Genomic DNA, 20,933 nt, shown 5'->3' with positions numbered 1-20,933 from the left:
GAAGTTAACCAGCCTCAGGCTGCCTAGGAGCCGCGGCTAGGAACGATTTCTCAGATATTCTGCATAGTTCGCCATAGTCTTTGGTGCTGAAGTGTTCTAGCTCAATGAGGGCTGATGGCATTCCTGAGCTGGTGAGGATGCCTCGGCCTCGTGGGAGTGCGGCGAGGTCTGCGACGTCCATGATCTTCTCCCGTTGGATCGAGGTCGAGACAGAACGTCCCCCCTTCTGGGCGGAAGATGATCTCTTGACAACGTCGTAGTCACCTACAAGCTGAGACAGAAACGGCAGGAACGTGTTGTCGCTGAGGCCTGATCCGGCGACGCGAATGTTCGCTGCGGACCAGAGTTTTTTCATTCCTTTTTCTCCGAAGGCTTCGAGGCCTTGGTCCCATCCTTGAAAGAAGGATGAAAGGACGATGCCCCGAGAGCCGTAATGGCTGTACACGTCGGGTAGTTGCCGCCAGCGCACAACGTTGGCGACCTCATCAAGGACACCTGTCATTGGTGGTGAGAGTCGTCCGCCGGCTTGCCGGGCTGCTGTTTTCTCGGCTGCGGTGAGGACTGCGACGGCTAGTGCTGCGGTGACGGCGCGAGCAGTGCCGGCACCTTCTTTAGAGATCAGGTACAGGGTGTCGGTGGAGCTCGCGAATTTCACGTGATTGAACTCTGGACGGTTCTTACCTGGATCGTGGGTGATCCAGGGGACGACGTTTTCGTAGGAGAGCACGTTCACCCAGGGCCGCATCGTGCCGTAGACGCCGTCTCGTTGCTTTTCGGTCAGTGTCTGGATCTTTCCCAGCGCTGAGCCGAGGTCCTCGTAGCCGGCTTCGATGAGCAGGTTACGAGGTGTTTTGTCTTCGGGGTCTTGCGCCCAGGTGAAGACGTCCGTGATCGGCCGCTCACCCACAGAGGCAGCGAAGAGCATGTGCGAGAGCAGGCGTTTACCGTCGGATTCGAAGTAGGCGTCTTGTTTCGCGCCAGCGTCGGTGGCTGAGGAGATGAAAACGTCGGTAAGGGTTTCCGCGGTTTCCATGTTCTCGACGAAACTGAGCGGATTCCACCACCAGGAGGGCTCCTCGCCGATGATGTCTTGGACGTCGTGCACCCACACGACACCATTCAAAGAGCGTGGTCCGCGGGTGAGGTCCACGATGTCTCGCTTGTTCGAGGTGGCAAGGACCGGGCCGTTGGTCTCAATGATCTGGGGGACACAGACGCAGGAGGTTTTACCTGCGCGGGGTCCCATGAGCCAGATCTGTACCCATTCCCATGAAGCGTAGAGCCGTTGCCCGTTGCCAACGAGTTTCGCTAGGGGAACGCCGGGGCCGGCCTTCTCGGCCCGTAACCGGGCGGCATCTTCTTGGGCTGCCTTTTCCATGAGCGAGGTGAAGTCTTTGGGCCGGGACATCTTCGAGGCTAGGTGATCGACCCGTGATCGGTTCTTGCCCCGCTTGCGCAGAGCGTTAACAAGCAAGACCCCGACCCCGGCAAGGATGAGGAATCCTGCCAAGGTCAGTCCCACCTGCCAGCCGGATACGGGTGCATGGCCGCGGGACTGGGCAACGATGATCCCGACCGGGTTCTTCGTCCCGGCTGCCTGCACGGTGGCTGGATCGAGAGCGCCTGCAAGACCCCACAACAAGCCGCAGACGAGTCCGATCGTGATGACAATCAGCAGGACGATCCACGGCCCTTCGTGAGTGCCAGGTTGGCTGCGTCGGCCGGCACGTGGATCTCCGAAGAACGTCATTTGATCATTTCCCAGTCACGGTTCGTATCCGATACCAGGAACTCATACGAGGTGAGTTCTGTATGAAACGGCGTCCCGGCCTGTTTGCCCGTTTTAAGGATGAAGTTTCCCGCGCCTGGACGAAGGCCGGCTTTACCGGTGCGGTAATCCACGGCAGCTTCAGCAGTCCAATCCGACAGCAGTTCCATCTCCTCATGGGACAAACTGAACACTTCGCGCAGGTTTCCCATCTCACCCTTTGCCAGACCGCCAAGGAACACCATGGAGGATCGTTCAACGAACCCCCATGCGGTCGCTGTCAGGTGCGCACTGGAGAGTTTGAGGTCGTTCATCGTGTGAGTGACCATGACTTGGGCTATGCCACGGCCGCGATTCAAACGAGTGATGGTGTCAATGAAGTGGACCATTTCTTCAGAAGCGCGCAGTACGCGCCAGAGCTCGTCCATCACCAAAAGATAGGTACGCCGTGGCCGGCCAGCAGCCACCGCAAGATGCTGTTCGGCCGATACCGTGGCTGAGCCAAGGTTCCAGCACAACGATTGCACTGCAGCGGTGAGGATCGCGTCATTCTCATTCACGCCGGAAATATCGAAGACGACGGGGACGCCAGGGCGAATATGAGCCGTGGTGGGTTTAGAGAACATATCCCCGTACACCCCGTCTGGACCGAGAGAGATCAGGGCGTCGAGGAGGTCTCGGACGCGCTCATCGTAGTCACGGTCATCGGTAGCCATCATGACCGTACGTAAGTCATCAGGACGAGTTTTGATGAACGAGATCAGCTCGTGCATCAACGGGGGTTTCCGGAGGTCAGGATCTAAGCTCACCAACGATTGAGCGATCACTGATGATTCATGTGGGCGCAGTGCGCGGCCGAGCATCATCGCCGTCAGGCCGGTGATCAATGAGCGGCGGCGACCGATCATTTCCCCGATGGCCTGCTCCCGGTGGGTGGGATCTTCGATCTCCCACAACGATGCGGCCAGCGGCCCCAAATCCATGGGATTGATATGGCCCTTACCCGGGGAGAACGAAATCACCTGCCCGTTCAGGGCCTCCGCCATCAGCACATAGTCCGGACGTGAATCCGCCAAGATCATGGGAATATATCCCCAAGCGGCCGAGACCGAAATGAATCGGTGCACCAGCGAGGTTTTACCCAATCCCGGCTGGCCAAGGATGAACGCAGACGGGTTGGAAATGATGCCGGCCAGAAACCAGCTGATCGGATCAGCACAAACCAAAGACCGGCGACGAAGGTGATACCCGAGGGGCGCTCCGATCACCGGTAATCCAGAACCGGCCACGAACGGGTACAAGCCACACACCTGAACGGTCGTTCCGCGTACCTCGAACAACGACTCCGAGGGGCTCATCGCACCACCGGCTGGACGTGCCCACCCTCGCGGGCCGGGCCGGGATGCGAGGGCTTCACGGTTCTTCCGGCTTTCCTGCGACCACCGCGAGAATCGACCCTTGCGGGCTTGCTGGTTCTTTTTCGCAGCCCGTTCAAGGCGTGCTGCTTCTCGTTTGGTGAGCGTGAGCTCGTGATGCTTCGTGGTGCTCATTAGAAGAATCCTTGCAATCCGGTACGAACGACCATGTGATCTGGCAGCACAACGCCCAAAGGAAGGCCCGCCTGAAAGGTCACGGCCTGATTCCCAAGGGCGGGGCGCATCCGTAAACGAGCACCACTGACAAGACCGGGAATGGTTTTGTCCCAGCGGGCGAGCTCGTCCTGATCGCGGACGGTGATCGTGACAATCAATCCGAACCGAGTCAGTCCCGCCCCGAGGGCCTCTTCCTGAGCCGATTTCTGGGCGGCCGCCCGACGGATCTGCGCGCGCTGTGAGACCCGTGTCTGAGAACCAGCAAACGTGGAGTCGCGTTGTTCACGATCCACCACGGCCGTGGCTCGATCAACCGGGATCGGACGATACAAGAGCGTGACGCGTTTGCGCAACGCTTCCGTGGACGGCTCCATCAACCTGCGCAGACAGTTCGAGGTGAACATACCCCTCGGACCCTCGTACATCGTCCAGGACCGTGACACCGCCCGGTCATGACGGTACAGGTCGAACTCGTCGACCGAGAACGACGGGCCAGCTTCTTCCCACAGGAGGCCAGTTCCCCCGCTCTCCTGCAACTCTTCAACCGTTGCAGCGGTGGTTGGATCGTACGCGACCCGGGTGTTGTCAGTGATCTGCTGCGCGGTACACAGCATCACTCCCCCAGCCCCAGTACCACCCAGGCCGGCAAGGATGCCGGGGAGTTTGTTGCCTATTTCTTCGGCCATCTCCACGGTTCCACGGTCGCCGGCCTTTCCATCAAGACGGCGGCCATCAAAAGTGATCGTGATTCGGCCCGTGAGCTCCGGTGCGCCGGTGCGGTAGTTGTCGCGGATCTCGTTAACGACTTCTTTGGCAAACGCCGGTGCGTCGTCTCGCCCGTGGCTATCCAAGAGGCGCTCAAGACGGAGGCCGCTATCAGGTGCGCTCTCAATCGTCACCGATGCACCGCGGATGGAATCATCCATGCTGCACTCAGAGAGCCAGGCAGCCCACTTCGCAACCCGGTTCTCCACTTCATCATGATCTACCAGTGATTCACCATCAGGGTGAGCCTCGATCACCACACTGTAGTGATGCACCCCGCGGCCACTCACCCGAATTAACCCGAAGGGACGACCGTACGAGTCTTGCTGCTCTGTCAGCTCTGAGCGGGCCATCAAACCCGGCAGCCGGAACGCACCATCAGGGGTTCCCGCGCCGGTAGGGCCGGCAATGTAGAGGTGTTGTTTCTTCTTTTCTTTCATGAACTGGCCCAGACGCAACTGCAACCTCCCATATAGATTTCGGCCTTGACGGCCCGGGATCAAACCAACAGCCGCAACCGATCCCCCAACCAGGAACAACAGGCCGGCCTCAAGCAATTTCTGTTGCGCGATCAAAATGATCATGAGCAGAATCAATATCAGCGCGATGATCGTCGGACCGGCTTTCAGGCCGAAAAGGCCGGAATGACGCAGAACCGTCAGATTCCCATACGTGTTTGGGGCGACCTTCGCCTCTACCTGGCTCACTTCGACCCCTCCTCGTCAGGATCGACCATGTTCTCAATCTGGGCTGCACCCTCCGCCACACCCGAACCGGGATTCAGGCCTTGAATGGACTGGCGAATCGCCGCAGCCTTACCAACACCGTTAGCAACCGACCGGGCACCAGACGCCGCCGACGAGCCACCGCTTTGGCCGACAGAGCCTGAGGTGGAGCCCGCACCAGATGCAGCAGTTCCAGAACCACGAGACGAACCAGCACCCGAGGCCGTAGTGGCCCCATTTCCAGCCGAACCAGAAGACCCACCAGACTGTGCACCAGTAGCGTCAGTCGCCGCTAAGCCGCCAGAGCCAGATGCTCCCCCAGCCGTGCCGCCGCCCGCAGGGGAACCACCCGCTACGGAACTCTCATTCGAAGAGGTACTTCCACCCAATGCGTTACTAGACTCAGAAGCCGGAGCCGGAGCACCATCAGCCGCATGAGCATTCTCGCCGCCCTGGGACGAACCGCCAGCAGTGCCGCTGCCGCCCGTGCCGGACGGACCGGCTCCGCCACCCGAACCACCAGTGGAACTAGCGCCGCCAGCAGTACTTCCACCACCGGCTGCGCTACCAGCTGAGGAAACAGCGCTACCAGCGGCCGCCGCTCCTCGAGCTGCACCACCCGCGGCGACAGCACCAGCCATCGCAGGAGCCAACACCGCCGCGCCAGCAGCAACGCTCACACCAGCACCAATACCAGCGCCCAGCGCTGCGCCACCACTAAATGCGCCAGCACCAACACCAGCAGCAGGAACAACGAATTTCACCAACGCTGGCAACGCAAGCCCAGCCAAGGTGATGATCAGCAAACCCATCAAGGACGTGGACATAGACGCCAATCCCTCATCAGCACTGGCCTTATCGACGCCCTCACCAATAAGACGGAAACCCAAAGCGTAAATACCCGCAGCCACAGGCTTATAAAGCACCAGCGCCAAGAGCCAACCATTAGCTTTCCGCCACGCCTGCTTGCCCGACTCCGTCGTGGACGCTGCAGCAACAACTGGCAGGAACGCCATCAACACAAGGAACATCAGATTCCTGAACAACAAGAAGACAATGTTCACCAGAGCTGAGATGAACATCAGCAAATAAATAATGAACATCGCGCCAAGATTCGTGGCCAACGTGGCACCACCAGCAAGGAGCTTTCCGAAATCCGGCTCACCTTGCCCGGAGCGTTCGAGAAGCCACAACGCTGTTGAATCCCCGGCCTTTAAAAGCAGCGGGATCGCCACCATGTAAGCACCCGTGGCCAAGAGCATGTTCAACACCTGCGTGCCCAAACTAATCGCACTGGAGCGCACGTCCTGGCTCAGAATGAGTCGGATCATCCCGATCAGGAAACCGATCACCCCAAAAATGAAAACGAAATACTGCAGGTCACCACGAAGAAGAGAAAGAGCATCCGAACCGACATCAGGATTCGGAGTGTTAATCCACATGCCCTGAATGATCTTCATCTGATTCAAAGAACCGTTGTACAAGCCCTCAATAAACGGGGCCATCGCACTCTGACCAAGATCACCAAGCAGATTGCCCAGACCCTCTTTCAATGCGCAGCCGGCATCCAAGCGGCCACATGCTTCACCTGTCGTCATTTCTAGCGCCACCTTGTAAACACTGTGCGATCTATGGTTTTAGAAATTTCCGGTGGGCCCGCCACCAAATCAAGACGCCAATCATTTGCTGAGTCATCCCAAGTTAGGTTGACGCGAATAGTGGCTTCGTTTTGATCTACGGTGGCGTAATACTCGATGACCGCGGCATCATCAGTTGACATGATGATCCTGTAGCCCTCAATGGTTGACCATTTTTCGGGCTTTTTAGCAGCAACTTCTTCGGCAAAGTATTTATCCCGGACGGCAGAATCGGCGGCAGCTTCCTTTTGCAGCCCAGGGGTGAAGCTAAAACCTAAACCGAGTCCGGCCATTAGGGCTCCGCTGGGTGTGCGGGAATAGCAGTGCCAGAAATTTCCATCATGAATCGCGGGACCAAATTCCTCGGACGTTGGAAGAACCATCCCTACTGGATGCCGGAGCCACTGGGTAGCCGGCGCTTTGATGGGAAACGACTTATCTGTACTAAGTGAAGGACAGCCGCCCGCCAAGACATTCGGCGGCGCGGCCTGACCTATTTGTGGCGGACTGGGAGATGCTGCCGTTCCATTGCTCTTGTTTTGCGAGGGAGGACTAAGAAACAACACCGCGACGATGGCCACGATGATTAGTGCCAGCGCACCGCCGGCGATCTTCCAGCTCGACCCTAACGGATCTTTCTCTTCGGACACGACTACCCCCTTCGTAACCAGTCCCTTAAATAAAGACCTGAATGATCGTTCCCGCAGCGGCTACAAGCACGCAGGCAATGATCGACACTGCAAGGCCTTTCACGCCCTGGATCTCTCGGCCCTGAAACGAAGCGATCGCCAAGTAGCCGGCTGACGCCAAGAACCCGATAACGCCAATCACGATGGCAGCCCAGGCAACCCAGTTCACGAGGATGCTCACCGGTTCCATGCCTGGAGGCTGAACAGGCGTTGGATTTGGAATGACGCCCGGAAGCGCCATGAGGGTGTTAATGGTTTCGAGAATCATGTCTTCCTCCGTTGTTATGCATTCTTAAAAGCGTTGACAATCCGCCGAATACGAAGCGGAATCTGCTGGGGATCTGGTGGACCAAACCGCCAGTTCTCAACCCATGGCACATGGGCGCCAAGGGGAGTCTTCTTCAAGAGCCGCTTCACGGCCTTTTTCTGAGAATCGACAAGCCGCGGAGCATCATCAACCAGAATCAAGCCCAACAGACGCGACTCATTTAGTTGTCCTGAACCCCAAAGCTGCGTGAAATCATCCGCGACGCTAAGCCCTCGATAATGAGTCCGCGCAACTGCGATGACCCGAGCTTCATTGCCAGCGTCGGAGACAGGCCATCCCTGGCCGGTGTCAATGGCATGGTCTCCAAAAATCGTCGCGAGAGTAGTGGCTCCCGCGCCACCATGAAGCCCGAAGAGCGCTATCCGATCGGAGCCGGAAATAGAGGAACGAGGCCAGTAGATGCTCTCCGGAACTCTTGCGTTGACGACCTTAGGCGATTCTGGACCACGCTCAAGCACATCGACGTACGAAAACTCATGATTGATGTCGCAAAGTTCGTTAAGTCGGCTAACTTCGTTATGTCCACTAACGTCGTTATGCACGTTATGCACGTTATGCGCGTTATGCGCGTTATGCACGAACGGATTGACGTGGCGGCTCATTAGGACCCCCTCCTGGATGAGTTTTACAACGTTAGAAAATTAGAAACATCTATAAACGCACATAAAGCTACATAAACAAATATACACATATGCAAGCCTTTGTAAACATGGCTTGACGATGCTTTGCGTGCAACTACATACTAGGAGTTGTGAGCATGAACGATCCCGATGCAATCGAAGCATTGCTGGAAGATGCCCCCGAGGTGATGACCACTGAGGAGCTAGCGGATCTATTGAAGGTGAAACCAGCAACGGTTGCGAGATGGAGCCGGGATTTTGGGTTGAAGTCAGTTTCGATTGGATTTCGCTTGAAGCGGTTCACCAAGAAGAACGTTCGAGAGTTTCTAGCGCACAGCGATGAGCTCTCCGATAACACAACTGGAGAGGTAAGTGACGGCTGACGAGTTTGATCCTGCATCGGTCCCCCGGTTCCCGGTCTTCACTCTCGTTATCAACGAGGGTGAACACTTAGTCGAGCTCGATGGATTGGCCATCAAGCCGGCCCTTGGTGAACAGCCCAGAGACGCCGGAATCGCAGCGGTCGTGCAAAAAATCAAGGCACACCGCTTGCAGGCGGTTCGCGTTCGAGCCCGCTCGGGCATCGACGACGAATTCTGGGACCTGGTGGTGACAGATCAGGGGAACACGTACGACGTTACCCCAAACGTTAGCGATCAAACGAGTTCATTCAAACGACGGAAATATTTCGCCATCATCGCCGGTGCTGCGGCGCTAACACTTACTGCGGCAGGAACAGCCTTTATTGCTCTCAACGCAACCAAACCGGCAGAGCCTGTTGCGTGGACGACACCAGGGGTCAACGCCCAAATCCCTGTCGCACTACCTCCAGGATTCGCGACCACGGCTACATGGTCACTGCCCGTAAAGAAGGGTAGTTCCACCTCAGTGCTGGACACGGGGCACATTATTTCTACTGATCAAGCGGGAAATCTCGTCGCCAGGGACCCTCAGAATGGGCAACCAAAGTGGACCGGAAACAACGCTCCAAACAACATGACCGCGGTCGAGCAAACCACATGGGCCGGAATTCCCGCGATCACTGCCGAAAGCGAGGGAGACTTTAAAATCTGGGATCTTCGCACCCCAGCAGGTGGTGGCATTTCCACAGCCCATTCCATTCCCGTGACAAATGATCAACATGTGGAGACCGACGGTCCGACTCCGTTCATCAACCGTGGGGACTGGGTTGTTTCCGTGCCCGCGGATAATTTCAGTGTCCGCGACATCGTGATCCCCGCCGGAACCCTGCCCGTTATGGCCGGCTTGAACGGTGATGTGACGGTCATCGGCAGAAACGCGATCCACACTGTTGCAACGGATGGATCAGTGGCGAAAACTCTGTCTTTCGCCCCGCCTAAAGGCACCAGCGGGCAGCCGACACTCTCTTGGGTCCTCGACGAAAACCACGTCATCATCGGATGGGCAGGCACAAAACCAGTCCTGGCCATCGTGGAGATCACGACCGGCAAAATAACCGCCAGTGTCAGTGCGAGAAACCTGGCGCGCGAAAACACCCTGATTCTTAGCGACCCACACAGCAAAACAGCTGTGCTCGATAACTTCGTGATCACCTACGGGAAATCCCCAGCGATCAAAACGCTGGAGAGTTTCACGGCCACTTCGATCCATAACGGCGTCGCCTACGGAGAAACCTCCGAAGGGCCGGCATCAATCAACCTCCAGACCCTTAAAGCACCAACCCGCTGGGTCACCTACACTGCTGATGATCCAGCACCAGATCTGGTCACCGATGATGCGGCCTACATTGTCGCGCCCATGCTCGATCAGACCGTGCTCTACCGGGCGGAACGGACCAAGTGAGCATGGAATCCAACACGCTCACCAAAACCGCTATCGGGTCCTTCGCTGCCCTAGTGCTCCTGGTGCTGACGCCGATCCTCGTCCTCACCTCCGGTACGGACGCGAACGGGCAACCCCTCAACGGATGCTCCCCCGCCAGCCAAGCCCGCCCCGGCATTCCAGAGCAATACCGGAACGCCATTACCGCAGCAGCCCAAACCTCTGGACTGCCAGCAGAGCTACTCGCAGCTCAAATCAAAGCAGAATCCAACTGGAACCCAACCGCGACCAGCCCCGTCGGTGCACGCGGCCTAGCCCAATTCATGCCCGATACCTGGGCTCAATACGGCAACGGCAAAGACATCCTCGACGGCAACGCTGCCATCGACGCCCAAGGCCGCTACATGAAAGACCTCCTTGAGGCTGTTTCCTCCATCGCGACCAGCGACAAAGAACGCATCGACCTCGCACTAGCTGCTTATAACGCCGGCATCGGTAACGTCCAACAAGCCGGCGGAATTCCACCGTTCCCCGAAACCGTCGCGTACGTCAAGCGCATCAACGCCAGCGCTCAACTCGACTACTCCGCGAACTGCACGCCACTGGGTGGCTCGACCATCGGAGAACTTGGCTCAGGACAATGGACCCACCCACTGCCCGGAAGCCAGCTAACAAGCACGTTCGGGTTCCGTGGCTGCATCGGAGGGCTCTCCTGCCTCGGTGACATCGCCAACCACCGTGGCATCGACTTCTCCACCGGAGGCGGCGGCACCGTCGTCGCCCCAGCAGACATGCGCATCACCGTTGCCGAAGCAGGTCAAGGATGGAAGACCGGATACGGCACCTACATCATCGCCCGAGAAACCGAGCAACCGGGACTGATCTTCGAGTTCCACCACTGCGTGCACGGCTCCCTCAAAGTCGCCCCCGGTGACACCGTCGCCGTGGGAACACCCCTCTGCGTGGAAGGAAACACCGGTAACTCGGCCGGCGCGCACCTGCACTTCCAAATCGGTGACCCCAAATCCAGCGACACCGAACCAACCCGCCTCAACGCGGTCGACCCACTACCGATCCTTCGCCAGAAAGGAGTCCTCCAGTAATGCGTCGCACCCTCATCATCAGCGTGCTCGGCCTCGCGATCATCGCACTACTCGTCTTCGCCGGCATCAAAATAGTTGCCCCACAACCAGCCAGTGAAACCACCACACTGCCCAGCATCAGCACCGCCAGCACTCCCACACCCGCAGCCACCAGTGAAGCAGCCCAAGAAACAGCCCCGTCGAGCAAAGACAAAGCAGCCCTACACGCTGCAACAGTGATGAGTACCTGGACCCCGGCCAAGGACTTCAACCGCACCGCATCAGAGCTACGAGCCCGAGACCTCATGACCCCATCCCGGGCCAAAAAAGTCCTCGCCCCTGTGCGACCTGCCACCGGTGAACAATGGCTCACCGCCGCAGCCGCTAACGCCACGTCCGTGCCCACAGCCACGCTGAACCGAGCAACCGAGAAAGACATCATCTCGGTCACCGTGACCTGGGTATGGAAAACCCACGCCGGAAAAATTCTCGATCTACCCGCCGAGCAACGTACCTACTACTTTCAACTCACCGACAACAATCCACACAAGATTTCGGACTACAGCTATGAATAGCCAAGTCAGCGTTAAAAACCACGGAACCTTAGACAATCGGTTAAAGGTTCCGACACGCCCCACGAACTCCCCCTATACCCTTTTGTATTTAGATACATTCACGGTATGACAACGGCACAGAAACTCCCGCGAGGCACTCGTAGAGATTCCATGTCCATGGGATTACTGGTCGAGCGCTCAAACAAAGAGAAATTTGCTGAGATCGCTCGTAACTGTGGCATGACCGCGAGTGGCTTCTTCGACTACCTCGTCGAGCACATGCCGCTCGACGACAACGGCCGTCCCGTCTTCATCGACTTGGACGAAGATGGGAGGCTCCCCCTGGACGCCGCTTAACGAGTAAGGCCCCACATTTCAGTGGGGCCCGAAGCTCAATATAGTCCCTGATCTGCCGAAAAGTTTGGCGACTGCAAGCAGATCAGTTTATAGATACCGACCTTACGGCCGGTCCCTTCACATACCTCGAAAGGAGGTCTGTGCTTTTGAGTATACCCAAAAGCGCTGTAGATGGAACACCCACATTCGGTGTGGCGTGGCAACTTACCCAGCACATCAGCCCACGCGATCGCGTTCGCGTGGCTTCCACGGACCATAACGGGGCCGTCCTTAACGAGTACGCGAACACTTATCTGTGCGCTGCAGAACCCCCCACTTCCTCGTGGGCTGTGAACCTCGCAGACGAGGACGGACGCTTCCGCCTGATCGCTTTCGACTTCGACGCTGGCCAAGAACCCGCACGCGCCGCACACGACGCTGACGGACTCTCAGAACGCCTCGAACACCTAGGGATTGAACACGTCGTCTGCGCCTCCGGTCCTACTGGCGGCCGCCACATCTGGATCAGCCTCGCCGAACCAGCCACACCAGAACTCGTCAAAGCCCTTTCCATCGCCGTCAAACGCGCCTACCCCAGCCTTGACCGCACACCACTGACCAACCCAGCAACAGGCTGCTGCCGCCCACCCGGAGCACCCCACCGTAACGGTGGAGCCTCCACTGTGATCCGCGGCCACGAATGGGACCTCGCCTCCCCCTGGGTCACCGTCTCTCAACTCGTTCAGCTCACTGAAGAGCTCCACCGTGAATTCCCAGCCCCTGGAAGCACCCAAATCCGCCCAGAAGCCGGACCACTACCCATTGACCCACAAGGACACCTCTACCTTCCAGGACCACGCCGCGCACTACCCGCAGGCAGCCAAGAAGCCCTCACCACCCCGATCGACACCACACAAGACGCCTCCACCATCCTGTGGAAAGTCCTCATCGGTGCCGTCGCCTCCCGCTGGCACTACAACGACCTCCTTCCCCACCTGACCTCAGCACGCGGGCTAGAACACGCACGCACCCTCCGCGGCCGCACCAACACCAGCGCCCGCCGGCCACGCCCCACCCGAGGCCCACAAGCACCAGAAAACATCCTCGCCGCCGAATGGCGCCGCGCCATTACCCATGTGGCCACCACACCACGGCAAACAGGCGAAGACCCCACCTTCGACCCCCGGGCCTACCAAATCGCACTCCACGTCGAAGCCATCCAAGATCGTGCTACCGCCAGCTCAGGACGATGGAACACCGGCGGAGGCCCCGCAGACCGCCGCGTCCTCGACGCACTCTGCATCCTCGCGCTCCAAGCCGTCCAGCCAGCGATCGAAGCCGACATCCGACGCCTAGCACTCATGGCCGGCATCGGCCGAGAAACAGCCCGCACCAGCCTGATCCGCCTCCAGAACGACGGCTGGATCACCCGCACGGCCGAAGCCGAGGGACCCCACGGCGCCCACTGGACCATCGACCCCCACCATGTAATCCACAAGGATCCAGTACAGACCCGGTCACAAGCGGACACACGCCCCGAAGGGGCTGGGGCCGCCCACCGTAGTTACCTCCTGACTGAGCTCACCCACCGTCTCTACGCCAGTGCGCACGATGCCTTCACCGGTAACGGCGCACTCAGCTTCCACCTCGGCAACATCTACGGGAACCTCACAACAGAAAAGACCCTCCCCCAGCTCACACAGCTCACCGGACAAACCCTGGCTGAAACCCTGCAAGACCTCCGCGAACTGCACTCCTTGCAACTGATCCAACCAACCCTCTCTGGATGGCAACAAACGCCTCGCAACTACCTCGACGCCGCCGCAATCGCACGAGGGACCACAGGACGCCTCCACACACGCGCCGTCACTTACCTTGCCGAAAGAATCCTCTGGGGATGGTGGCAACAAGAACACCAATGGATGACCACGACCGGACGCAAACAACGCCGCACACACGTCAACCAAGCAGCACTCCCCCTGGGTCCTGGACTCGCTAGCTACCCGGCATACCCACGAAAGAGTCAACGCGGTGACCACCGTGCAGCACGAGCAGCCGTCAAAGCCGGCGCCCTAGAACACCTCATACCAACCGCGGCCTAAACCAGTCGACAACACAAACAGAAGTAAGCGCATCCAGTCCCTCAGACGATCTGAGCACTAACAGACTCTGTCCCTCTGTTACTCACAGAGTCTGTTAGTACGTCAGTCTGTTAGTAACAGAGGTCTTGATTTAATGCTGGCTCTTCCTGGTTATAAAACGCGTGAGCTAGGGAAATATAACTCTGTTAGTCACAAAGCCTGTCACTAACAGAGTCTGTTACTAACAAACTAACAGAGTACCGGCGTGCCTTAACCGGTAATGGCACGGCCGGCGAGAGAATGGAATCAAACGAGAGGAACAAACATGCCACAAGGACTTGAACGCGTCATCGCGGTCGTCAACGGTAAAGGCGGCGTCGGGAAAACGACCATCACCGCCAACCTCGGAGGAATGCTTGCGGCAAGCGGTTACAAGGTGCTCCTGATCGACATGGACCCCCAGGGCAACCTCGCCGAAGAACTCGGATACACCTTTAAAGAATTCAACGACGACGGAAAAGCCCTCGCGCAAACACTCGCATTCGGATCGGAACTTCAAAGAGCTTTCGGCGTCCGCGAGAACCTCGACGTCCTCATCGGCGGTTCCCAACTCGACATGGCGGCCGCGGGGCTGACCATGAAGCACGGTAAAGACCCAGACGGGGCCAAAAAGGCACTCTCGACGCCGTTGCAAGGCATCGCAGTCGAATACGACATGATCATTATTGACTGCCCACCCGGCCAAGAAACGCTCCAACAAGCAGCCCTCGCGGCAGCACGATGGGCGCTGATCCCCGTCAAAACCGACTCATCCTCACGAAAAGGCCTACGCGACGTAGCACGCCGCTTGGAAGCAGTCGTACCCATCAACCCGGACATCGATCTTCTCGGAATCGTTCTATTCGGCGTCAACAGATCCGCGAAACGCGTTTCCGAAAACGCGCGTGAAGGAATCAAAGCGGACCTAGGAGACGATGCACCGGTCTTCGAAGCTACTATCCGCCATGCCGAAGCAGCGGCCCAAGAAAGCCGAGAGCGAGGCCTGCTCGCCTTCGAACTAGAAGAAGCCGTGCTCGCGGCACCCAAATGGTACGAAGTGGTCCGCGGAACCGCGAAAAGCACCGGCCCACGCTCCAAGAGCGCCGTCGGTGTAGCCGGGGACTTCCAAGCACTCGGCGAAGAAATCATCCAGCGCATCGTTGAACACGAGAACCAAACATCCAGCACATCCGCAACGGCAGGGGAGCAGCAATGAGCGAAGACACCAAACCAGCACGTACCCTCGCAGGACTCAACCGCACAGCGTCAAAGTCCGGTGTCGGAATGCTCATGAAAAAGAACCGCACGGAATCACCCCAAGAGCCAACCGAAGCAGCCGAACAAGCATCGCCCGTGTCTCTTCACATGGTCGATGAACCCGAAAAGGCAGATCAAGTAACAGAGTCTGCAACTAACAGACTTACAGACTCTGTTACTAACAAACTAACAGAGTCTGTAAGTAACAGAGTCCCTAAGTACCTGCAATTAAAGCGACGTGAAGCCCGAATCTACGATAACCAGGCAGACGAACTCACGGCCTTGACCCGACGACTCAATGACCAGAGAAAGAAATCTGACGGCACCACGGCGGGGGAGAGAATCACCGATAACACCCTCGTTCGTTTGGCCATCGATCTTCTGCTGGAACGCAAACAGGAACTCAGCGGTGCAACCGAGGAAGAGCTCGCACGAAGCCTCGGTCTCTCTTATCGACACAAAACCACTACTGACTAGTGCACGAGTAAACGCGTACGGTGTAAGATTGATACGGTTGAAGAACACACAGCGCCCGGCTTAGCCGTACGCCATGGTGGATAGTTCGTAACCCCCAACTCGAACTATCCACCACCTTCAAAGACCGAATACGGCACACCGTGGCATTTTCCTCGCAACGAAATCAATACCTTCTGTCCTGATGGTTTGAAATTGCCCTCCAACGCCTCACCCGGCGTTCGAAGGTCGCAGACGTGACCATAGTGACAGTTTTCTACTGGGCAGTAAGTTCTAGCTTTGGGGTGTTTCCGCCCATTCAGGGTCTCCCGGCATTGGTCCCATCGGATCTCGCTTTGAAGGTGGAACTAACGGGTCCACCACAGTCAGAGAGCGCTCGATAGACTGCCGCAAATTCACTTGAGCATCCTTCTGCGAGGCGCAAAGATCAGAGATCCAACGATGCTCTCCAGAGACCATGGGCTCATGCAAACTCTCCATGAGTGCTTTGATCGTGGGGGCAGGTATATCAGCTATGAACGTCGCCACCTGAGAGACTAAAGCAGTAGGCAATAACGGCACCGAAATACTCGGACGCTCTTCACCCGATAGCTGACCAACCAAAGAGATCAAATCGGGATAAGAAATAACCTCTCCACCACCAATGTCGTAATGACCTGATTCCACCTGAGCTTCAAGCGCCCCAAGAATAGCTCTGACTACGTCAACAATGGCAATAGGTTCAACATCGTTGACCATCCATTCCGGGACAATCGTCACAGGAAGCCGAGAACCAAGTTGCCGCATCAACTCAAAACTTGTCGAACCGGAACCAATAATCATCGCAGCACGCAAGGTAATCACCCGGGCAGTGCTTTCAGAAAGAATCCGCTCAACCTGTAAACGCGATCGTAAGTGCTCTGACAACTCTTCCTCAGGCACCTGCGGAATGATGCCTGAAAGATAAACAACCCGCTTCACACCGGCACTATTTACAGCATCCCGCAGGTATCTAGCAGCATCAGCGTCCTTCTGGGAGAAATCTGAATCACCCATGCCATGGACCAGATAGACCACCGCATCCACATCCGAAGTCACCGCGGCACGTACAGAGCTCTCGTCCGACATGTCGACCTTGACACGCTCAACACGATCAGACCACCACACCTGGTCCAGGCTCAAAGGATCACGAGCCCCAGCAACCACCTCACCACCATGCTCAAGAATGGCGGCAACCACACGATTGCCTACATACCCGCTGGCACCTAAAACTAGAACACGCATCATGGACTCTCTCTCTAAGCTGTAAGCATGCAAAAAACCGCCAAAAATCCGGTCCGGTGGTTCGCTCCTGCCATTGCCACGGGCACTGTCGTGGCAGCTGCCTTCATCCTATACAGAGCATTTTCCAGTGCTTCAGCAGAGCCAGGAAGCCTCCCACTCTGGAGCATTGCCCTAGCCACAGTATGGGCAACAGGTGGCATTGCACTGCTGCGCACATCCAACCACAACCAACAAAAACCACCGCTGAATCAGCCGCAATGGGCCCTCACCATCATGCTTAGCCTCGGACTAGCCATCTCAAGCTACATTGGTGGACTAGTCCTAACCATGCTGCCTCTGACATCAACATGGATCAGCCACGCTCTCAACGTCGCCAGTTCAGTCCCTCTACACATCACTTTGCTCATAGCTCTTATCACTGGAGCGGCCGAAGAGCTCTTCTTCCGAGTCGGTTTCGCCTCGCTGTGGAGTGGTAAATCAGTGTGGATCATCCCAAACCTTCTCTACACCCTGGTCACGCTCGCAACCGGCAACCTAGCCCTGACCGCCGTCGCACCAATACTCGGCCTCGTCGCAACAACCGCACGAGAACACTCCCGAAACGTCTATGCCCCGATCATCGTTCACGCAACATGGACACTCACCATGGTTGGCATATTCCCTCTCACCGTTACCCCATAACGCACCCACCCGTTACCTTTTTAGTAGCCCCATAAATAAGTAGGATTTGGGGTGGTTGGCCTGTCGGTCCCGGCATGATTAAGTCCCCCAGTCATCAATGATCCGGGGGGTGTTGTCACCGGGATTCGATAGGCGCCAGGGGATCGCTAATGGGGACCGGACCAGCACAATGAACCGCCGTGCAGGTCAGCCGTAACGTGGATGCCGAGCCTTGCCGCCGTAGGACAAGCCAACACCGAAATGAATGACACTATTTCTGGGAGGTTTGCGTTGATCAAGAACCACGAGGACGTCGATATCTTCATCGGCGTCGATGTCGGTAAGAGCAATCACCATGCGGTCGCGATCGACCGTACGGGCAAGAAAATCCTCGACCGTGCACTGCCCCAAGACGAGGCCAAACTCCGTGCCATCATCAAGGCCGTGGCCGGCAAAGGCACCGTGTTGTTGGTCGTTGATCAGCCCTCGACCATCGGCGCCCTGCCCGTTGCTGTGGCCCAGGCCGAGGGAATACTGGTCGGCTACATTCCCGGGCTGGCGATGCGCCGCATCGCGGATTTACATCCCGGAGAAGCCAAGACAGATGCTCGAGACGCTGCCATCATTGCTGAAGCCGCCCGAAGCCTGCCACACACCCTGCGTTCCATCGTCGTCGCCGATGAGCAAGCCGCCGAACTATCGATGCTCTGCGGTTTCGATGACGATCTAGCGAAGCAGGCAACGGCAACCTCGAACCGGATTCGGGGGTTGTTGACCCAGATCCACCCGGCACTGGAGCGGGTGGTGGGAAAGCACCTCGATCACCCCGCCATGGCCGAATTGCTGATCAAATATCCGTCTCCGGATAAGCTCCGCAAGGCCGGCCAGAACCGAGTCACGGCCTTGCTTTTGAAGTATGCGCCGCGGGCTGGGAAACGCTGGGCTACCGAGATCTTCACCGCCCTAGATGAGCAGACCGTGGTAGTCGCTGGAACTGGTGCCGCGAGCATCGTATTGCCGCAGCTCGCTGCCATGCTCAAGCAGCTACGCACGGCCCGTGACGAGCTCCTCGTTCAGGTTGAAACCCTCGTGGAGGATCACCCTCTTCATGCCGTCCTGACCTCTATGCCGGCGGTCGGGGTCAGGACGGAAGCCCGCATCATCACCGAAGTTGCGGGTAAGGAATTCCAGACCTCCGGCCACCTCGCCTCCTACGCTGGGCTGGCCCCGGTGACGTGGCGCTCCGGAACCTCGATCCGAGGCGATCACCCCTCCAAGAAAGGGAACAAGTCCCTCAAGCGGGCTTTCTTTCTCTCCGCGTTCGCGGCTCTGAAAGACCCTCTCTCACGGGCCTACTACGACCGGAAACGCGCCGAAGGCAAACGACACAATCAAGCCCTCATCGCCCTAGCGCGCAGGCGTTGCGACGTTCTCTTCGCGATGCTCCGGGACGGCACCTTCTACGAAGCCCCAACCCCGAAAACCGCCTGACCGTTCCGAGCTGTCAGCTGGCGGACACGCACCGCCAGCCACCTACCTCTGCCCAAAAACAGTGGCCCAAAAAACTTTGAAGAAAATCCCTCCAAAGCCTTGACGAAAAACATAGGGACACCCCCCCGTCAAACCATCACAAAGTCAGCCCCCACATAAAATACTTTGTGCACCAACCAATATGGGTGCGGCCCTATTTTGAGGTCAACCACTTTCTAACGGAGAACCCGATGAGCACATTGAGATCGCTGGCACGTGTAACCCTGGGCGTCGCGCTTCTACGCGCTGGCATCGGACACCTGACTACAGAACGTCAAGAATTCCAAGCCCAGGTTCCTTCATGGGTTCCAGGGTCCAAAGACACCGTGGTCCTTGCATCAGGTGTTGCAGAAATCGCTCAAGGCGCAGCGCTCATAGTGCTGCCAAAACACCAGCAGGTGGTTGGCAACGTCGTAGCATCCTTCTTCGCGGCCGTATTTCCAGGAAACATTCACCAATATCGAGAGCGCATCAATGCTTTCGGTTTAGACACCGACCGCAAACGGGCAACACGCCTATTTTTTCAGCCTGTGCTCATATGGTGGGCATTAGCTTCAACCCGTAAGTCTTAGAGCCGACTCAATAAACGACTCGGCGAGCAAGAGAACCGCGCAAAACACACCGGGTGACAAAGAAAACACCAGTCACCTTTCCCCAACCACGCTCCACTTAGATAGCCTTCTATGCTTCGCGCTTTCCGCGGCATCTCGCCAACTCAGCGGTGCAACCGGGATGGGCTCGAAAATCTCGGAACCACCTACCCCAGTTCCTCGTCTTCGTCGCACTCCATGGTGAGTGAACCGTCCCGGGACGGTTCAGGTCGACGTTTACGAGGCAACTCTTTTCGGGCCAAAGTGGGAAGACAAGTCATCTAACAATAGTTTCTTTCAACTTTTCAACCGACAGCCAAGGGCTCACGCGGTGGACCATGCGATGACAGTTCGCGCACAAAAGAGCAAGATCGTCAAGAGTGGTTTCAACAACACCAGTGATATGCAAAGGCGATCTGTGATGCACCTCGATATAACCTTGCCCGCGGGCCCCGTAACTCTTCCCGTAATCGAAACCGCAAACTTCACAATCAATTGGCAATCCAGCAAGGACAACCGAATCAATCTTGGCTCGACGTAGCCGAGGATCCCGCTCTCGTTTCACGGTAAGTATCGACTTCGCGTCCCCCTCAATGCCGGCAGCAACAAGCTCATCGTCCAAATGCAAATCGAATCCATCAGAAACTACGCCAAGGATTTGATCTTGGATCGAAGACGCGAGTGTCGACATTAGTTCAGGGTATGCAATGAACTCTTGGACAATGTCCTGTTCGGCCTTTGTCACTCGCAGCCCAACCCCTAGGTATGAAGGATGGTTGGCAATGAGGTTATTGACTTTCATTCCAACTGAACCGGGCGACCGGAAAGAGCCAGTGCGTCGTTCCATCGGATGAAAAGACGCACTTTGAAGAAGAGTAGAAAGCTCCCGCACCCCAGGGGTTGTTTCACGCACACCTTTCCAATTGTTTCTGTGTGCGAGGCCAGCAGCGAGGATCATTTCCTCACGAGTCCAGACAGGGTTTCGCATCTTGTCCTGTTGTGTCTCCGTTGCGAGTGGGTTACCTAACTGACCACTTTAGTTCTTTGATTCTTGCAGAGACTGCAGGAATCAAACCCTATTGCCGATTTGCAGGCTATCTGACATCGGAATCTCGAACGGGCTAGGGACGCCCTTATGAG

General features: G+C 57.3%; 20 protein-coding genes. 11 read left to right on the top strand and 9 right to left on the bottom strand.

All coding sequences use genetic code 11. From position 1 onward, the window contains the following. Window positions 1-4: 4 nt before the first annotated feature. Genes BKA12_RS12205 through BKA12_RS12175 form a run of 7 tightly spaced genes read right to left on the bottom strand, consistent with a single transcriptional unit; the run spans window position 5 to window position 8,106 of the window. Complete coding sequence (locus tag BKA12_RS12205; protein WP_183645192.1) at window positions 5-1,750, bottom strand: type IV secretory system conjugative DNA transfer family protein; 1,746 nt, start codon at window positions 1,748-1,750, stop codon at window positions 5-7. After that, window positions 1,747-3,318: a hypothetical protein gene (locus tag BKA12_RS12200; RefSeq protein ID WP_183645190.1), complete on the bottom strand. Its 1,572-nt coding sequence runs from the start codon at window positions 3,316-3,318 to the stop codon at window positions 1,747-1,749. The genes BKA12_RS12205 and BKA12_RS12200 overlap by 4 nt, the downstream gene beginning before the upstream one ends. Then, the gene (locus tag BKA12_RS12195; RefSeq protein ID WP_183645188.1) at window positions 3,318-4,832 is read right to left on the bottom strand and encodes an SCO6880 family protein; all 1,515 of its coding nucleotides are present in this window, start codon (window positions 4,830-4,832) and stop codon (window positions 3,318-3,320) included. The genes BKA12_RS12200 and BKA12_RS12195 overlap by 1 nt, the downstream gene beginning before the upstream one ends. Beyond that, the gene (locus BKA12_RS12190) at window positions 4,829-6,448 is read right to left on the bottom strand and encodes a hypothetical protein (protein WP_183645186.1); all 1,620 of its coding nucleotides are present in this window, start codon (window positions 6,446-6,448) and stop codon (window positions 4,829-4,831) included. Before BKA12_RS12190 ends, BKA12_RS12195 begins: the two co-directional genes overlap by 4 nt. Window positions 6,449-6,450: 2 nt before the next feature. Further along, window positions 6,451-7,137, bottom strand: a complete 687-nt coding sequence (locus BKA12_RS12185; RefSeq protein ID WP_183645184.1) for a DUF8175 domain-containg protein — start codon at window positions 7,135-7,137, stop codon at window positions 6,451-6,453. A gap of 25 nt (window positions 7,138-7,162) precedes the next feature. Further along, a complete protein-coding gene (locus tag BKA12_RS12180) occupies window positions 7,163-7,444 on the bottom strand; it encodes a hypothetical protein (RefSeq protein WP_183645182.1) in 282 nt (93 codons plus the stop codon). A 14-nt stretch (window positions 7,445-7,458) separates the two neighbouring features. After that, the gene (locus BKA12_RS12175) at window positions 7,459-8,106 is read right to left on the bottom strand and encodes a DUF6668 family protein (RefSeq protein ID WP_183645180.1); all 648 of its coding nucleotides are present in this window, start codon (window positions 8,104-8,106) and stop codon (window positions 7,459-7,461) included. Window positions 8,107-8,261: 155 nt separating this feature from the next. Here BKA12_RS12175 and BKA12_RS12170 point away from each other — a divergent pair, with 155 nt between their 5' ends. The 8 genes from BKA12_RS12170 to BKA12_RS12305 all read left to right on the top strand — a co-directional run bounded on the left by BKA12_RS12170 (window position 8,262) and on the right by BKA12_RS12305 (window position 15,753). Further along, on the top strand, window positions 8,262-8,507 hold the full coding sequence (locus BKA12_RS12170; RefSeq protein WP_183645178.1) for a helix-turn-helix domain-containing protein: 246 nt from the start codon (window positions 8,262-8,264) through the stop codon (window positions 8,505-8,507). After that, window positions 8,497-9,948 (top strand): hypothetical protein, encoded by a 1,452-nt coding sequence (locus BKA12_RS12165; RefSeq protein WP_183645176.1) that lies wholly within the window; start codon window positions 8,497-8,499, stop codon window positions 9,946-9,948. The genes BKA12_RS12170 and BKA12_RS12165 overlap by 11 nt, the downstream gene beginning before the upstream one ends. Window positions 9,949-9,950: 2 nt before the next feature. Beyond that, window positions 9,951-11,030 carry a transglycosylase SLT domain-containing protein gene (locus BKA12_RS12160; RefSeq protein WP_183645174.1) on the top strand — a complete coding sequence of 360 codons (1,080 nt, stop codon included), beginning with the start codon at window positions 9,951-9,953 and terminating at the stop codon, window positions 11,028-11,030. Beyond that, window positions 11,030-11,584 (top strand): hypothetical protein, encoded by a 555-nt coding sequence (locus BKA12_RS12155; protein WP_183645172.1) that lies wholly within the window; start codon window positions 11,030-11,032, stop codon window positions 11,582-11,584. The genes BKA12_RS12160 and BKA12_RS12155 overlap by 1 nt, the downstream gene beginning before the upstream one ends. 105 nt (window positions 11,585-11,689) lie before the next feature. Further along, complete coding sequence (locus tag BKA12_RS12150) at window positions 11,690-11,920, top strand: hypothetical protein (protein WP_183645170.1); 231 nt, start codon at window positions 11,690-11,692, stop codon at window positions 11,918-11,920. A 146-nt stretch (window positions 11,921-12,066) separates the two neighbouring features. Next, the gene (locus tag BKA12_RS12145) at window positions 12,067-14,001 is read left to right on the top strand and encodes a bifunctional DNA primase/polymerase (protein ID WP_183645168.1); all 1,935 of its coding nucleotides are present in this window, start codon (window positions 12,067-12,069) and stop codon (window positions 13,999-14,001) included. Between the two features lie 304 nt (window positions 14,002-14,305). Further along, on the top strand, window positions 14,306-15,235 hold the full coding sequence (locus tag BKA12_RS12140; protein ID WP_183645166.1) for a ParA family protein: 930 nt from the start codon (window positions 14,306-14,308) through the stop codon (window positions 15,233-15,235). Next, on the top strand, window positions 15,232-15,753 hold the full coding sequence (locus tag BKA12_RS12305) for a hypothetical protein (RefSeq protein ID WP_221228328.1): 522 nt from the start codon (window positions 15,232-15,234) through the stop codon (window positions 15,751-15,753). Before BKA12_RS12140 ends, BKA12_RS12305 begins: the two co-directional genes overlap by 4 nt. A 270-nt stretch (window positions 15,754-16,023) precedes the next feature. Here the strand turns inward: BKA12_RS12305 and BKA12_RS12130 are convergent, their stop codons facing one another. Continuing rightward, on the bottom strand, window positions 16,024-17,016 hold the full coding sequence (locus BKA12_RS12130; RefSeq protein ID WP_246362061.1) for an NAD(P)H-binding protein: 993 nt from the start codon (window positions 17,014-17,016) through the stop codon (window positions 16,024-16,026). Between the two features lie 24 nt (window positions 17,017-17,040). Between BKA12_RS12130 and BKA12_RS12125 the strand changes: the two genes are divergently transcribed. The 3 genes from BKA12_RS12125 to BKA12_RS12115 all read left to right on the top strand — a co-directional run bounded on the left by BKA12_RS12125 (window position 17,041) and on the right by BKA12_RS12115 (window position 19,775). Beyond that, complete coding sequence (locus BKA12_RS12125) at window positions 17,041-17,694, top strand: CPBP family intramembrane glutamic endopeptidase (RefSeq protein ID WP_183645164.1); 654 nt, start codon at window positions 17,041-17,043, stop codon at window positions 17,692-17,694. 240 nt (window positions 17,695-17,934) lie between these two features. Beyond that, window positions 17,935-19,164 (top strand): IS110 family RNA-guided transposase, encoded by a 1,230-nt coding sequence (locus tag BKA12_RS12120; RefSeq protein ID WP_183645216.1) that lies wholly within the window; start codon window positions 17,935-17,937, stop codon window positions 19,162-19,164. 230 nt (window positions 19,165-19,394) lie between these two features. After that, on the top strand, window positions 19,395-19,775 hold the full coding sequence (locus tag BKA12_RS12115) for a DoxX family protein (RefSeq protein ID WP_183645162.1): 381 nt from the start codon (window positions 19,395-19,397) through the stop codon (window positions 19,773-19,775). Window positions 19,776-20,070: 295 nt separating this feature from the next. On the opposite strand, the gene BKA12_RS12110 is transcribed toward BKA12_RS12115, so the two are convergent. After that, complete coding sequence (locus BKA12_RS12110; protein WP_183645160.1) at window positions 20,071-20,706, bottom strand: HNH endonuclease; 636 nt, start codon at window positions 20,704-20,706, stop codon at window positions 20,071-20,073. Between the last annotated feature and the right edge of the window lie 227 nt (window positions 20,707-20,933).

The sequence above is a fragment of the Neomicrococcus lactis genome, assembly GCF_014200305.1.
Lineage (GTDB): Bacteria > Actinomycetota > Actinomycetes > Actinomycetales > Micrococcaceae > Neomicrococcus > Neomicrococcus lactis.
Note: the sequence above shows the minus strand (reverse complement) of the source record. Positions and strands in the feature narration are given on the sequence as shown.